The organism is Loktanella salsilacus, from assembly GCF_900114485.1.
Classification (GTDB): Bacteria; Pseudomonadota; Alphaproteobacteria; order Rhodobacterales; family Rhodobacteraceae; genus Loktanella; species Loktanella salsilacus.
The window spans coordinates 1-14,398 of sequence record NZ_FOTF01000008.1 but is presented as its reverse complement, the minus strand read 5'-3'; the positions used below and the strand labels follow the sequence as shown (position 1 = coordinate 14,398).

General features: G+C 60.8%; 16 protein-coding genes. 9 read left to right on the top strand and 7 right to left on the bottom strand.

Annotation, left to right across the window (positions count from 1 at the left end; genetic code table 11):
* The first annotated feature begins 23 nt into the window (after window positions 1–23).
* Together rnr and BM131_RS08570 are read left to right on the top strand one after the other, a co-directional pair.
* On the top strand, window positions 24–2,273 hold the full coding sequence (rnr, locus tag BM131_RS08575; protein WP_090188375.1) for a ribonuclease R: 2,250 nt from the start codon (window positions 24–26) through the stop codon (window positions 2,271–2,273).
* A gap of 171 nt (window positions 2,274–2,444) precedes the next feature.
* Window positions 2,445–3,686, top strand: a complete 1,242-nt coding sequence (locus BM131_RS08570; RefSeq protein WP_090188373.1) for a lytic murein transglycosylase — start codon at window positions 2,445–2,447, stop codon at window positions 3,684–3,686.
* Here the strand turns inward: BM131_RS08570 and BM131_RS08565 are convergent.
* The 4 genes from BM131_RS08565 to ribA are packed head-to-tail and all read right to left on the bottom strand — an operon-like array spanning window position 3,666 to window position 6,297.
* Window positions 3,666–4,130: a hypothetical protein gene (locus tag BM131_RS08565; RefSeq protein WP_090188370.1), complete on the bottom strand. Its 465-nt coding sequence runs from the start codon at window positions 4,128–4,130 to the stop codon at window positions 3,666–3,668. The two genes, BM131_RS08570 and BM131_RS08565, sit on opposite strands and share 21 nt — an antisense overlap.
* The gene (locus BM131_RS08560; protein WP_245754189.1) at window positions 4,127–4,630 is read right to left on the bottom strand and encodes an RNA pyrophosphohydrolase; all 504 of its coding nucleotides are present in this window, start codon (window positions 4,628–4,630) and stop codon (window positions 4,127–4,129) included. Before BM131_RS08560 ends, BM131_RS08565 begins: the two co-directional genes overlap by 4 nt.
* Window positions 4,631–4,676: 46 nt before the next feature.
* Window positions 4,677–5,171, bottom strand: coding sequence for a L,D-transpeptidase family protein (locus BM131_RS08555; protein WP_090188366.1), 495 nt, complete (start codon window positions 5,169–5,171; stop codon window positions 4,677–4,679).
* Window positions 5,172–5,226: 55 nt separating this feature from the next.
* Window positions 5,227–6,297 carry a GTP cyclohydrolase II gene (gene ribA / locus BM131_RS08550; RefSeq protein WP_090188363.1) on the bottom strand — a complete coding sequence of 357 codons (1,071 nt, stop codon included), beginning with the start codon at window positions 6,295–6,297 and terminating at the stop codon, window positions 5,227–5,229.
* Between the two features lie 159 nt (window positions 6,298–6,456).
* Here ribA and BM131_RS08545 point away from each other — a divergent pair, with 159 nt between their 5' ends.
* The 4 genes from BM131_RS08545 (at window position 6,457) to BM131_RS08530 (ending at window position 8,876) form a co-directional block, all read left to right on the top strand.
* Window positions 6,457–7,143 carry a response regulator transcription factor gene (locus BM131_RS08545; protein ID WP_090188360.1) on the top strand — a complete coding sequence of 229 codons (687 nt, stop codon included), beginning with the start codon at window positions 6,457–6,459 and terminating at the stop codon, window positions 7,141–7,143.
* 222 nt (window positions 7,144–7,365) lie between these two features.
* Window positions 7,366–8,043 (top strand): hypothetical protein, encoded by a 678-nt coding sequence (locus BM131_RS08540; RefSeq protein WP_090188358.1) that lies wholly within the window; start codon window positions 7,366–7,368, stop codon window positions 8,041–8,043.
* Window positions 8,044–8,117: 74 nt separating this feature from the next.
* Window positions 8,118–8,426: an SH3 domain-containing protein gene (locus BM131_RS08535; protein WP_090188355.1), complete on the top strand. Its 309-nt coding sequence runs from the start codon at window positions 8,118–8,120 to the stop codon at window positions 8,424–8,426.
* A gap of 75 nt (window positions 8,427–8,501) precedes the next feature.
* Window positions 8,502–8,876, top strand: a complete 375-nt coding sequence (locus BM131_RS08530) for a rhodanese-like domain-containing protein (protein WP_090188352.1) — start codon at window positions 8,502–8,504, stop codon at window positions 8,874–8,876.
* On the opposite strand, the gene BM131_RS08525 is transcribed toward BM131_RS08530, so the two are convergent.
* Complete coding sequence (locus tag BM131_RS08525) at window positions 8,873–9,634, bottom strand: TSUP family transporter (protein WP_090188350.1); 762 nt, start codon at window positions 9,632–9,634, stop codon at window positions 8,873–8,875. The two genes, BM131_RS08530 and BM131_RS08525, sit on opposite strands and share 4 nt — an antisense overlap.
* A 1-nt stretch (window position 9,635) precedes the next feature.
* Window positions 9,636–10,505, bottom strand: a complete 870-nt coding sequence (gene serB / locus BM131_RS08520) for a phosphoserine phosphatase SerB (RefSeq protein WP_090188347.1) — start codon at window positions 10,503–10,505, stop codon at window positions 9,636–9,638.
* 204 nt (window positions 10,506–10,709) lie between these two features.
* Between serB and BM131_RS08515 the strand changes: the two genes are divergently transcribed.
* Together BM131_RS08515 and preA are read left to right on the top strand one after the other, a co-directional pair.
* Window positions 10,710–12,032 carry an NAD(P)-dependent oxidoreductase gene (locus BM131_RS08515; RefSeq protein ID WP_090188344.1) on the top strand — a complete coding sequence of 441 codons (1,323 nt, stop codon included), beginning with the start codon at window positions 10,710–10,712 and terminating at the stop codon, window positions 12,030–12,032.
* Window positions 12,032–13,336: an NAD-dependent dihydropyrimidine dehydrogenase subunit PreA gene (gene preA, locus BM131_RS08510; protein WP_090188342.1), complete on the top strand. Its 1,305-nt coding sequence runs from the start codon at window positions 12,032–12,034 to the stop codon at window positions 13,334–13,336. Before BM131_RS08515 ends, preA begins: the two co-directional genes overlap by 1 nt.
* A gap of 180 nt (window positions 13,337–13,516) precedes the next feature.
* Here preA and BM131_RS08505 read toward each other — a convergent pair whose 3' ends face one another.
* Complete coding sequence (locus tag BM131_RS08505; RefSeq protein ID WP_090188339.1) at window positions 13,517–14,026, bottom strand: ferredoxin reductase domain-containing protein; 510 nt, start codon at window positions 14,024–14,026, stop codon at window positions 13,517–13,519.
* Between the two features lie 119 nt (window positions 14,027–14,145).
* On the opposite strand from BM131_RS08505, the gene BM131_RS08500 reads away from it, so the two are divergent.
* Window positions 14,146–14,398 (top strand): transposase (locus BM131_RS08500; protein WP_139222607.1); only part of this gene is annotated, 253 nt, incomplete at its 3' end.

Here is a 14,398-nt window from a genome sequence, read left to right as displayed (position 1 = left end):
ATTGCCGTGCTAGATGCCCCGGCATGACACAGATCCCCTCCAAGACCGACATCCTCGCGTTCATCGCGGACAATCCCACCCAAGCGGCCAAGCGCGACATCGCGCGGGCCTTTGGCATTAAGGGGGCAGACCGCGTCCTGCTCAAGCAAGTCCTGCGCGAGATGGAGGCAGAGGGCCTGCTGGCCAAGCGCCGCTCGTCGTACCGTGATGCGCAAAAACTGCCGCCCGTGTCCGTGTTGCAGGTCGAAGCGCCGGACGCTGACGGCGATATCTATGCCCGCCCCGTCGACTGGAACGACGCCGCCCCGCCGCCGCGTATCTTGATGACGCTGAAATCCTCTGACCCCGCGCTGGGCGCAGGGGATCGCATTTTGGCACGCCTGACCGCCACACCCGGAGAACAGCACGCCTACGAGGCGCGGATGATCCGGCGGATTGGTACGAACCCAGAGCGTATTCTTGGCGTCTATCGCGCGGGGTCTGACGGCGGACGCGTGATGCCGATCGACAAAGGCTCAAGCAACGAATTCATCATCCCTGCCGGCGCGACTGGCGGGGCCAAGGATGGCGAGCTGGTCGAGGCAGAGCAGACCGGACCCAAGGGCCGCATGGGCCTGCCCAAGGCAAAGATTGTCAGCCGCCTTGGCGATCCCACCGGGCCACGCGCGGTGAGCCTGATTGCCATTCACCAGCACGGCATCCCCGACCATTTCCCTGATGCCGTCGTGGCAGAGGCGGACGCCGCTAAGCCGGCCAGCATCAAGGGGCGCACCGATTTGCGCCAGATTGACTTGCTGACCATCGACCCCGTCGACGCCCGCGACCGCGATGACGCCTGTTATGTCGACGCGCATGACGATGGCAGTTTCACCATCTGGGTCGCGATTGCTGATGTGGCGCATTACGTCACCCCGGGGTCAGAGCTTGACCGCGAGGCACGGAACCGTGGCAATTCCACTTATTTCCCAGACCGCGTTGTGCCGATGCTGCCCGATACGCTGTCGGGCGATTTGTGTTCGTTGCACGAAAACGTCGACCGCGCCTGTCTTGCTGTGGCGATGAAGGTCGACGCGCATGGCAATAAGATCAGCCATGAATTCCACCGCGGTATCATGAATTCTATCGCATCGCTGAATTACGAGCAGGCGCAGGCGGCGATGGATGGCATTCCTGACGACAAAACCGCGCCACTGGTCGAGACGATCATTAAACCGCTTTATGCGGCCTATGCCGCATTGGCCAAGGCGCGTGTGGCGCGGCAACCGCTTGACCTTGATCTGCCGGAACGCCGGATCGAACTGGACGAGGACGGCAAGGTCACGGCTGTGAACTTCAAGGAACGCCTTGATGCGCACCGGCTGATCGAGGAATTCATGGTCCTTGCCAATGTCTGTGCGGCGGAAACACTGATCGCCAAGAAAACGCCGCTGCTGTTCAGGGTTCATGAAGAGCCGAGCCCGACCAAGCTGGATGCCCTACGCGAGGTGGCCGAAGCATCGGGTCTGGTGCTGGCCAAGGGGCAGGTTCTGAAGACCGCGCATTTGAACCGTTTGCTGGCGCAAGCGCAGGGGACGGATGCGGACGAGCTGATCAATATCGCGACCCTACGCAGCATGACGCAGGCCTATTATAACGCTGAAAACTTTGGCCATTTCGGTTTGGCGCTGCTGAACTACGCGCACTTCACCTCTCCGATCCGGCGGTATTCCGATTTGATCGTGCACCGCGCGCTTATCGCGGCGCATGGCTGGGGCAAAGATGGCTTGTCGCCTTGGGATATCGAGCATCTGGATGAGACGGCGAAACAGATTTCCGATACAGAACGCCGGTCGATGATGGCCGAGCGGGACACGACGGACCGCTATCTGGCGGCGTTTTTGTCAGAGCATGTTGGTGCCGAATTTGGCGGCCGGATCAGCGGAATCGCGAAGTTCGGTGTCTTCGTCAAGCTCGACGGAACGGGCGCGGATGGTATGATCCCGATCCGTAATTTGGGGCGTGAGTATTTTCATTACGACGCCGATACCCAGACCCTAACCGGCAGCGAGACAGGCCATGCGATTGGCCTAGGCCAACGCGCCCGCGTGCGGCTGGTAGAGGCTGCACCGATCACAGGTGGTCTGATTGTAGAGCTGCTAGAGCTGGACGGTCGCACGCAGCCTAAAGGCTCGCCTGCGGGGCGCGGCAAGCCGCCGCGGTTTAAACAGGGGTCTGCAAAGAAAAAAAACGCCAAGACGGCGCGTAAGGTCAGCCGGGTTCGCAAAGCGCGCTAAGCCGGGTCGCGGCGGTTGCGGTTGGTGAAAGATGCCTCCGGCGGGAGTTTATTTGGCAAGGTGAATGCGGATGCGGCATCAAAGCGCTAGGGCATAGATCCGGGGTTGGATGGCAGGCACGCCGTGCTACGGTCGGTGCCAATGACCCCTGACTGACCGGACCGATTTTTGATGCGCTTTGCTTTTGTAATTGCTGTTTCCCTGTCCACAGCTGCCTGGGGCGCACCTGACAGCACTCTGCGGCCCGAACTGCGACCTGCAGCGACGCCGGGACGGACGTATGCGCAAGTGCCCGATGCGGGCTTTGATGCTTGGGTGCGGGCGTTCCGGCCACGGGCGCTGGGGAAAGGTGTGTCGGCGGCGACCTTTGATGCGGCCTTCGCCAATGCGGGGTTCATTCCTGACAGCATCGCACTGGACCGCAATCAGGCGGAATTCACAAAGCCACTTTCCGAATACATGGCCACGGCTGCAAGTGATGACCGCGTGGCCACCGGGCGCGCGATGTTGGTGCAGTATGGCGATCTGCTTGAACGGATTGAGGCGGCCTACGGCGTGGACCGTCATGTCGTGCTGGCTGTTTGGGGGATGGAGAGCAACTTTGGCAAGCGGCGGGGCAGTGTGCCGCTGGTGTCGACCTTGGCGACGTTGTCGTATGAGGGGCGGCGCGGGCGGTTTTTTGAAGATCAGCTGATTGCGGCGCTTAAGATTTTGCAGCGCGGTGATACGACGCCGCAGAATATGACCGGAAGCTGGGCAGGTGCGATGGGGCATACGCAATTTATGCCGTCCAGTTATGCCGCCTACGCCGTTGATTTTACGGGCGACGGGCGGCGCGATATCTGGTCGAACGATCCGAGTGATGCGTTGGCATCCACGGCGGCTTATCTGGCGAACTTTGGCTGGACCAAGGGGCAGCCGTGGGGTGTTGAGGTGCGCCTGCCGCGCGGATTCGATTACAGCAAAACCGCGCGGAGTGTGAAGCAACGGGCGAGCGCTTGGGCGGCCTTGGGCGTTGTCGGAACTGACGGCCGGGCTGTGCGGGATCATGGCACGGCCGGCCTGATCACGCCGACTGGCGCAGGCGGGCCGGCGTTTTTGGTGTTCCGCAACTTTGACGTTATCAGCCGCTATAATAACGCCGAAGCCTACATCATTGGCGTCGGCCATCTGGGGGATCGGATTAAAGGGATGGAGCCGTTGCAGCGCCCCTTTGTCGCCGGAGAGCGCAGTTTGAAGCGGGCAGAGCGGATCGAGCTGCAGCAGCGTCTGACGGCGGCCGGCCATGATACGGGCGGCGTGGATGGCAAGATTGGACCAGGTTCGCGCCGGGCAATTCGTGCGTTTCAGACCAGCCGCGGCTTGCCGCCGGATGGCTATGCGAGCTTGACGTTACTGAACCGGCTGCGCTGAGCAAGCACCGTTCTGCATGCAGGTGGTCAGGCGGTCCAGTGTCGCCTGATCCGGGGCAGGGAAGAGCCAGTTGCCGCAGGCGTCCAATTCGATTACCGGGGTTTCCCCGTCGATCCGGGCAAAGGCAAGGAACGGGCCTGATGCTGGCGCGCTGCCGCACCATGGACCCGCGCAGGTGACCTGCAGGACGACGTTGCCGTCAAAGGGGGCCGTGAAGCCGTCTGTGGTCAGGCCCTGTCCGGTCAGGGTGCCCAGCAATGACACAGGCTTGCTTTCCGTGGTGCCGCTCGCAGGTGGAGCGGTCAAGGTGCCGGTCAGGACAAGGTAGGGAAATTCGCTGGCGCTGGCCTGATCAAAGCTGGTGGCCGCGTCAGGGCGCATGCAGGACAGGGCCTGCGCCTGAGATGCCGTCAGCAGCGCGGCAATGGTCAGCAGCGTTTTCACAGCTTGACCCCCAGCTCTGCCAGAACCTGCTCATACACGGCGCGTTTGAAGGGGACGATGTTATCGACCAGTTGGTCCTTAGGCAGCCACTTCCACGCGGAAAACTCTGGGTGGTCTGTGGCGATGTTCACATCGGCGTCGGTGCCGTGAAAGCGCAGCAGGAACCACTTTTGCTCTTGCCCGCGATACTTGCCGCCCCAAGCCTTGCCAACCAGATCATGCGGCAGGTCATAGCGAATCAAACCGCGCGTTTCCGCCTCGATGCTCACCAGCTTTTCGCTGACACCGGTTTCTTCCCACAGCTCGCGCAGGGCGGCGTCGCGGCAGTTTTCGCCGGCATCGACGCCGCCTTGGGGCATTTGCCAAGCGTCGCTGTCACGATCCAACCGCTGGCCGACAAAGACGTGGCCGCGCGGATTGGCCAGCATAACGCCGACGCAGGGGCGGTAGGGAAGCTGTTCGATTTGATCTAGGGTCATGAAGTGGCCTTGGGTTTTCATCGCATGGTCCTCTCGTTTGGACGTGTTCTGCCCCAAAGGTCCAGCGTTAAGCGATAACAAGCCGCGTGTTATGCTTAATCCGGGGCGCAATCCAGTGCAGATGGGCACGTGACAAGGCCACGCAGCCTGCGGTGGGCCGCCCTTTGCCGCGCCACTGGTGTATGAAAATCGCAGAGCCGCGCCCCTTGACCGCATAAGGCCAGTTCCAGTCGGTGATAATGACCACATCATACATCGGATCGGCGCGGCGCAGATCCTCGTGGCTAAAGGCGTGCGGCACGCGCACCATCATGTTGTAATCGACGTCGCGCACATCATCCGACCACAGATCGCCCGGCCTGATCGGCACTGCCCAATCAGCGGGCTGCGCTATGCGGTCAGGGCGATACAGCATGCCGACAATCCGGTGCACCCCGCGCGGGGTCGCGCCGTCGCCTTCGACTTTGCGATTCGTAAACCCGCCGCGCCCGATGGTGCGTGGAAACTGCCGCCCCAAGAACCGCAGGTGGGTTGGCGTCACAACCAGATCAGCTGCCTTCATGCCCGGACCTTTCGCATCATCTTGCCCCAAATACTCCCAGCGGAGCGTCCAAAGTTCATAGCAAATGCCCAGACTTTGCGGCCTTCGTCGCCAGATAGGCATGGTTGTGCGCATTCTCGCCGACCTTCAGCGGGACGCGTTCGACGACGGACACGCCAGAGGCTTCCATGCGGGCAATCTTCGCCGGGTTGTTTGTCAGCAGGCGGACGGCACCAAAGCCCATTTGTTTCAAAATCGCCGCACCGATGCGAAAATCGCGTTCGTCATCGTGAAAGCCAAGGCGATGGTTGGCTTCGACCGTGTCATAGCCTTGGTCCTGCAGGGCATAGGCGCGCATTTTGTTCGCAAGGCCGATGCCGCGGCCCTCTTGGTTCAGATAAAGCAGCACGCCGTGGCCTTCGGTGCCCATTTGCGCCAACGCGCCGCGCAGCTGCGGGCCGCAGTCGCATTTCAGGCTGCCGAGCAGATCGCCGGTAAAACAGGCAGAGTGCAGACGCGCGAGGACGGGTTTGCTGCGGTCGGGTTGGCCGATCTCGACAGCGTAGTGCTCTTCTCCGCCGTCATCCGGGCGAAAGACGTGTAGGCGTCCCGCCTCGGACACCGACATGGGCAAGCGGGCGCTGACGATGCCGTGCAGGGGCGACATTTCGGTCGTCCGTACGGCGGCGGCGTCGACGACGGTCAGGCCGTGCTCTGCGGCAAAACGGGCGGTATCGTCCAGCGGGGCAATCACGGCGGCCGGCAGTAGGCGGGCGGATTTGCACAGGGTGACAGCCGCGCGGGCAAGGTCGGCGTCACCGCCGCGCTGGGCACGCAGGGGGCCCTTCATCGGGCTTCGCAGGTCGTCGGCGGGATTGGCCAGCGCAGTGACCCAGCGGGCATCGGCATCCGCAGGCAGGGCGATGCGGGCGACATCGCCGTCGTAGGCTGCGACTTTCAGCGTTTGCGCGCGCCAATCGGTGATCGCGACAGCGGCCCCCATGCCGTGCAGCAGGGTCAGGCGGGCGGGTTGCAGCGTCTCTGCCGCGAGCATGACGCCCATGCCTGCCACGACGACGGGCACGCCCATTCGCAGGTCAGCGCGGGCGCGCGCCAGTCTTTCAGTGTCGTCAGGTGCGAAGCCCATAGGTCAAAACCTTTGCGATTTGTCCGACGGAGTTAGCGCATGTGGGCGTTTAATGTAATAATTGTAAATGAAATCACACGTCCGTGTGAACCTTTTGCAGCACAACTTGTTGAACTCGTGTGTCCATCACATCTGATGTGTATGAAATTGGAGGGTACTATGGCCCAATTGAAAAAGATCTTGTTAGTCGACGACGATGACGACCTGCGCGAAGCGCTGGGCGAGCAGTTGTTGCTGACCGAAGATTTCGATGTGTTCGAGGCCGATGATGGTGCCTCGGCGATGACGAAAGTCAAAGAGCAGCTTTATGATCTTGTGATCCTTGATGTTGGCTTGCCCGACACCGACGGGCGCGAATTATGTCGCCTGATGCGCAAGCAGGGCGTTAAATGCCCAATCCTGATGCTGACCGCGCAGGATAGCGACGCTGACACGATTTACGGTCTGGACGCGGGCGCGAATGATTACGTGTCCAAGCCGTTCAAATTCCCCGTGCTGCTGGCGCGGATCCGTAGCCAGCTGCGTACGCATGAACAGTCAGAGGATGCGGTGTTCCAGCTGGGGCCGTATACGTTCCGCCCGGCGCAAAAAATGCTGGTGACCGAGGACGAAAAGAAAGTCCGTCTGACGGAAAAGGAAACCAATATCCTCAAGTTCCTATACCGTGCGGCTGACGGCGTTGTTGCCCGCGATGTGCTGTTGCACGAGGTTTGGGGCTATAATGCGGGCGTCACGACCCACACGCTAGAAACGCACATCTATCGTTTGCGCCAAAAAATTGAGCCCGATCCATCGAACGCGCGTTTGCTGGTGACGGAACAAGGAGGTTACCGGTTAGTCGCATAGATTGCCGGGAACCAAACCTGTTTAATGGTGTTGTAACAGCGAAATCCCGCGCCACCGGGTAATGTGGCACCCTCCCTGTTGGACTTGCCCGGGCCTTGTGCCCGGGTTTTTTTTTGCTTGCGGGGGGCGCTTTTGGGAAACGGATTGTGGCTAGATTCAGAGTATTCCAAAGCGCTTAGGTCGCATATGATTTCACAAATTTTTATAGAAGGAATTGCTGTGATGTTTCGTATCGTGACTTTGCCGTGTCTGGTGCTTTTGACCGCTTGCGGCGGTGCAGGCATCCCGATGACGCAAGCCCCGGTAGGGCTCGATGCCCAGATCGCGGCAGGGGATCGGCTTGTATCGCGGTTGGACGGTGTCGCGGCGACGCAATTCTCTGCCATGCCAACGAGCGGAAGTGCGACGTTCACGGGCGTAGCAAGTCTGTTCATTGATCCCGTGTTCGAGACCGATGCGGACGATATCGTCGTCCTTGGCGATCTGACGACAACGGCGAATTTCAGTAGCGGCGTCATGCGCGGGCGCGTTGATAACTTGCACGGTGCCACCGGATTTACTTCAAGCGGTTACCGCGAGATTCCTGTTGATGGTGTGTTGCAGATTGGCGGACGCGAGTCGGTGATTGGCAATGACATTGACGATAACCGCACGAACCGGCCGAATGATTTCTATGCGGATTATCAAGGTGATATCACGCTGCCCGACGGTACATACGCGGTCGAAGGCACGTTGGACGGTCAGTTTTTGGGGACGCGCACATCTGATGGTGTGTTCCCAATTCGTGGCTTGCTCGGGGGTGGTGAAGGTGTCGCATCGCGCGGGGTCGAAGGGACTGCCGGCTTTGCCGAGTATTCGGCGGACCTTGATATAATCGCAGAGGCACCTGGCCGCCCCTAAGCCGAACGCCCGGTTTCGCCTTGGGGATTAGGTTGCTAGGATGGCTCCGAGGCGAATAAAAACAGGATCACGCGATGCGCGGCTTAACTTTTTCTTTTCTTGTGGCGGTCAGTCTGACGGCGTGCAGCAGCAGTGCAGTGGATGCGCCACTGGGCGGGCTGGGGCGATATCAGGTGGCCGGAGTCGAAGACGACGATGACATGCTGAAAATGCGGGCGGGTCCGGGGACCGGATATATCATTGTGCTTGGGATGCCGAATGGCACCTCTGTCTGGGTCGATAGCTGCGAGCCGTCAGGCAACACCAGTTGGTGCAAGGTCACGCTGGGCGGGCCGGGCGGTGTGTCGGGCTATGTGTCAAAGGCGTATCTAAAGGCGGTCTAATATTTTCGCACGGTGCTTAACCTATGTGCGCGGCGCACTAGGTTAGTCATGGAACGTCACTTGAAAGGACCTGCTATGAAGACTGCTAAGGATTATCTGGACGACGCGAACGCTGTTGTGACCCGCATCCCGACCGAGGAAGCGATCAAGCTGCATGGTGCCGATGATGGCATTTGGATCGACGTGCGCGACAGCAGCGATATTGCCAAAACAGGCACGATCAAAGGCGCGCAACGTCTGCCGCGCGGCTTTTTGGAATTTGCGGCTGATCCGGCGTCGCCCCACCAAAAGGATTTCATGAAGCCGGATAACAAGTACTACCTTGTTTGCGGTGCAGGCGGTCAGGCTGCGCTGGCCGGTAAGACCTTGAAGGACATGGGTTATACCGATGTCACCAATGTCGGCGGTGTGCCGGATTGGAAAAACGCGGGCGGTCCAGTCGAGGATTAAGCCCAGATCTGCCAAAGCAGCCGCACCGCAAGCGCGGTCGCGGCTGTGACCAGCACGGGTTTGATCAGGCGCGAGCCGACGCGCATCGCCAGCTTTGACCCAACCCACGCGCCCGCGACCTGCGCGGCACCCATCGCCAGCCCCACGGCCCACCACGGCTGCGCGACCAGCGCATAGGTGGCGATGCCGCCAAGGTTGGACGCAAAGTTCAGCAGCTTGGTATGGGCCGTAGCGCGCAAGACGCCGTAGCCGCCGAGTGCGACGAACCCCAGCATATAGAACGCGCCAGCGCCCGGTCCGATCAGGCCGTCGTAGAAGGCGACGAGCGGTACAATGGTCAGGGCGAACAGCCCCGGCGCAAGCCGCTGGGCGCGGTCCACGTCGTTAAGACCCGGTTTCAGGGCGAAGAAGAGCGCGATGCCGATCAGCAGGACGGGCAGGCCAAGACGGATCACATCCGTTGGTAGGTGAGAGGTCAGCAGCGCACCCGCGATGGCGGCGACGAAGGCGATCAGCGCGGGCTTGATCTGTTTTCGCAGGTCTACGTGACCGCCGCGCGCATAGGCGATTGCGGCCATGCCTGCGCCAAAAACGCCCTGCACCTTGTTTGTGGCGATGGCCGTGACGGGGGGCGCACCGGCCAGCACCAGTACAGGCAGCGTGATCAGCCCACCGCCGCCCGCGATGGAATCGACAACGCCCGCGACAAAGGCGGCGAGCATGAGAAGTGCGACAATGTCGCCTGTGACCTCGAACATATTAAGACGCGAAGTCGGAGCGGGCGTAGCCCTGAATGAACAAAAGCGCGGTCAGATCGCCGTGGTTGATACGCACATCGCATTCCTTTTGCACGGATGGCTTGGCGTGCAGTGCGACTCCGGTGCCTGCGCGGCCCAGCATGCCCAGATCGTTCGCACCGTCGCCAACGGCAAGGACTTCGGCATCGGTTATGCCGATCTTAGTGGAGATTTCTGCGAGCGCGTCCACCTTGGCTTGGCGACCAAGGATCGGGCGGGCGACGTCTCCGGTCAATTTACCAGCGTCCACCAGTAGCGTGTTGGCGCGGTTTTCGTCAAAGCCAAGGGCGGCGGCGATGCGGGCGGTGAAGGCTGTGAAACCGCCAGAGACGAGGGCGGCGTGGCCGCCATGCGCCTTCATCGTTTGGACCAGTTCATAGCCGCCGGGCATCAGGGTGATCCGGGTGTCTAGGACGTGGGCGATGATGGATTCGGGTAGATCCTTGAGCAGGCCGACGCGTTCGATCAGCGCGCCTTCGAAATCCAACTCTCCGTTCATGGCTTTGGCGGTGATGGCGGCGACACGTTCGCCGACGCCGGCTTCGGCGGCCAGCTCGTCAATGCATTCTTGGCGAATCATGGTGCTGTCCATGTCGGCCAGCAGCATTTTCTTGACGCGGCCTTCGGTCGCTTGGATGACCAGATCGACGCCAATCGCTTGGCAATCGTCCCACACGGTCCACTGATTGTCGGGCTTGGCGGGCAAGGTAAATTCGGCGGCTTCACCGACCGAAAGCCAGACCGCTTCGCCCCCGCCCCACGCGTTGCGCAGGTTTTCGACCAGGGTGGCATCAAGGGTGCCGGGCTTTGCAATCAGGGTGGCGGTGAACATGGCGGCGGACCTTTTGCGGGCGCAAAGCGCGGTGATGTTGCGGCTGTGCTAACGCGTTTTTAGGCCTCGGGGAAGGGTGGGAAGGGGGCCAAACGACGGATTTCCCCTATAAAACAGGCGTTCGCATTTCGCCTAAAATTTACCGTTTGATAAAAAATGAACATGTGCAAGGCTACGCAGGTAACACAGTCCCTGAGGTAGACCATGACATCACCCACCGCCCCCGGACTCGCCGCTGGTCGGCTTGACGCCGAGAGTATCGCCGCCGGCTTTGCCGATTTGCACGCCCCGCTTGATCCGCACGAGGTGCTTGTCGCCGCGGATCGTTGCTATTTCTGCTATGATGCGCCCTGCGTCACGGCCTGTCCGACCAGCATCGATATCCCGCTGTTTATTCGCCAGATCGCGACCGGAACATCGGCAGCGGCCGGACAGACCATTTTTGACGCGAACATTCTGGGCGGTATGTGCGCCCGTGTTTGCCCGACCGAAGACCTGTGCGAGGGGGCTTGCGTACGCGAGGCCGCCGAGGGCAAGCCGGTCGAGATTGGCCGCTTGCAGCGCCACGCAACCGATACGGTCATGGCGCGGCAAGAGCATCCCTTTGTGCGGGCGGCCTTGACGGGCAAGCGCGTGGCAGTTGTTGGGGCCGGGCCTGCGGGTCTGTCCTGTGCGCACCGCCTTGCGATGCTGGGGCATGACGTTGTGATGTATGATGCGCGGATTAAACCGGGCGGTCTGAATGAATACGGCATCGCGGCGTATAAATCGACCAACGGCTTTGCGCAGCGCGAGGTCGATTGGCTGCTGGGCATCGGCGGCATTGATCTGCAAACCGGCAAAGCGCTGGGCGCGGATCTGAGCCTTGATGCGCTGGCAGAGGAATTCGACGCGGTGTTTTTGGGGACCGGACTTGGCGGCGTGAATGCGCTGGGCATCCCCGGCGACGATCTGGCCGGGGTTGCGGATGCCGTCAGCTTTATCGCTGATCTGCGCCAAAGCACCGATCTGACAACGCTGCCTGTTGGGCGCAATGTCGTGGTGATTGGCGGCGGTATGACCGCTGTAGATGCTGCTGTGCAGTCCAAGCTGCTGGGCGCAGAGAATGTGACGATCGCTTACCGCCGTGGCCGCGACGCCATGGGCGCGAGCCGGTATGAGCAGGATCTGGCCGCAAGCCACGGCGTGAAACTGATGTTTCACGTGCAACCCCATGCGGTGCGCGATGGCGCGATTGATCTGGAGTATACTTCTGATGACGGCACGGGCCTGCGCGGCACCGGCGAGGTGGTTTCCTTGGCTGTCGATCAGGTGTTCCGGGCGATTGGTCAAACCCTGACGACGGATGGCGGGTTGGTCGTTGAAGGCCGCAAGATCAAGATCAGCGGCGCTGGGCGCACCACGCGCAGCGGCGTCTGGGCTGGCGGCGACTGTGCGCTGGGCGGCGATGATTTGACCGTGACCGCGGTGGCCGAAGGCCGCGACGCGGCGATGGATATCCATGCAACTTTGATGGAGGGCAACTGATGGCCGACCTAACAACCGACTTTCTGGGCATCAAAAGCCCGAACCCGTTCTGGCTCGCCTCTGCCCCGCCGACGGATAAGGAATACAACGTCCGCCGCGCCTTCGAGGCAGGCTGGGGCGGTGTGGTCTGGAAAACGCTGGGCGCCGAAGGGCCGCCCGTCGTCAACGTGAACGGCCCGCGCTATGGCGCGATTTATGGGGCTGACCGGCGGCTGCTGGGGTTGAACAACATCGAGTTGATCACGGACCGCCCGCTGGAAGTGAACCTTGAGGAAATGGCCCGCGTCAAAGCGGATTATCCTGACCGGGCGCTGATCGCGTCAATCATGGTGCCCTGCGAAGAACAGGCGTGGAAAGATATCCTGCCGCGCGTGGAAGAGACCAATGCCGACGGGATCGAATTGAACTTTGGCTGCCCGCACGGGATGGCAGAGCGCGGCATGGGCAGCGCTGTTGGGCAGGTGCCCGAATATATCGAAATGGTCGTGCGCTGGTGCAAGAAATACTATGACCGTCCGGTAATCGTAAAGCTGACGCCGAACATCGCGGATATTCGCAAACCCGCACAGGCGGCCAAGAATGGCGGCGCGGATGCGGTGAGTTTGATCAACACGATTAACTCGATCACATCGGTGAACCTGGATTCGATGGCGCCAGAGCCGATGATCGACGGCAAGGGCACGCATGGCGGCTATTGCGGGCCAGCGGTCAAGCCGATTGCGATGAACATGGTGGCCGAGATCGCGCGCGATCCGGCTACGCGCGGCTTGCCGATTTCCGGCATTGGCGGCGTGACGACTTGGCGCGATGCGGCAGAGTTTATGGCGCTGGGTTGCGGAAACGTGCAGGTTTGCACCGCCGTGATGACCTATGGTTTCAAGATTGTGGACGAGATGAAGTCCGGCCTGTCGCAGTGGATGGACGAGAAGGGTTATACTTCGACTTCTGATTTTGTGGGTAAGGCTGTGCCGAACGTGACGGATTGGCAGTATCTGAACCTGAACTATGTCGCCAAGGCCAAGATTGATCAGGATGCCTGCATTTCCTGCGGTCGCTGCTATGCGGCTTGCGAGGATACGTCGCATCAGGCAATCGCCATGACAGCCGACCGCACGTTCAGTGTGATCGACGAGGAATGCGTCGCGTGTAACCTTTGCGTCGATGTCTGCCCCGTTGAGAACTGCATCACGATGGAAGCGATGGCGCCGGGCACGGTTGATCCGCGTACGGGTAAGACGGTCCAGACCGAATACGCCAACTGGACGACCCACCCGAATAACCCCGGGGCGGTTGCGGCTGAATGATGCGCTGTGCCCAAGAGTCTTCGTAACGAAGACTCTTGGGGCGTGCATTCCAGCAAGCGCTGGTATCTTGCAATAACGGCCGCGACAGATGTGTCGCGGCCGTTTTCACGTTCTATACCCCGGACGGCGGGGCGGACGATGCCGTCTTGCCGGGCGGCCTTGGCGCAGGTTCGCCGAACGTCACCAGCCGTTTTCAATCACCATCTGGGATTTGGACACGCTCAAGTCAGTCAGCGCGTCCCGCATGGCATCAACAAAGCCGCCGGGGCCGCAGATGTAGAACGTCTGGTTCAGGTCGTTCAGAAGGTCTTGCAGCATCGCCTTGTCGATTTTGCCGTAGATGTAATCGGTATCGGCTTGGCCGCTGATGACATAGGTCGGCGTTACGCCGTCCATCGTGTCCCATTTGTCCCGCAAGATGATGTCGTGATCAGTTTTGTTGGCAAAGATCAGGCGATCGCCGGTCACGCCTTCGCGCGCATGTTTGTCGAGGATCGCGATGAAGGGGGTGATGCCTGCACCGGCGGCAAGGAATACACCTGTGCCATGGTCAGTAATCGCGCCGGCGGGGTCTTCGGCAAGGATTTTGTCGCCGGGGGCCATGTGGGGAATCTGTTCGGTCACCCCGTCGTGGTCCGGGTAGGATTTGATAACGAACTCCACAACGTCTGCGTCAGGCTTAGATGTCATGGTGAAGGGGCGGTCTTTGTCACGCCAGCCGTCTTTGTCTAAGAGCCCGATTTAAAACTATTTGAGTGAGTTCAGTGGTTTGTGATTCTGTTCGGTTGTGAAGCTGAATGGAGATCACAATGGCTTGGACTGAACTCACCCGCCGTCAACATGATCGAAAAGGCGATAAATACGCAAGCGATATGAAGGATGCGGAATGGGCGTTGATAGCGCCTTCGATGTCGCCGCCGAAGACAACTGGTCGGCCCCGTACGACATGTTTGCGCGACGTGGTCGACGCACTCCTCTACATTGCAACGACCGGATGCCAATGGCGTATGTTGCCCAACGACTTCCCGCCGGTTTCAACGGTTCGGGGCTATTTCTACGCGT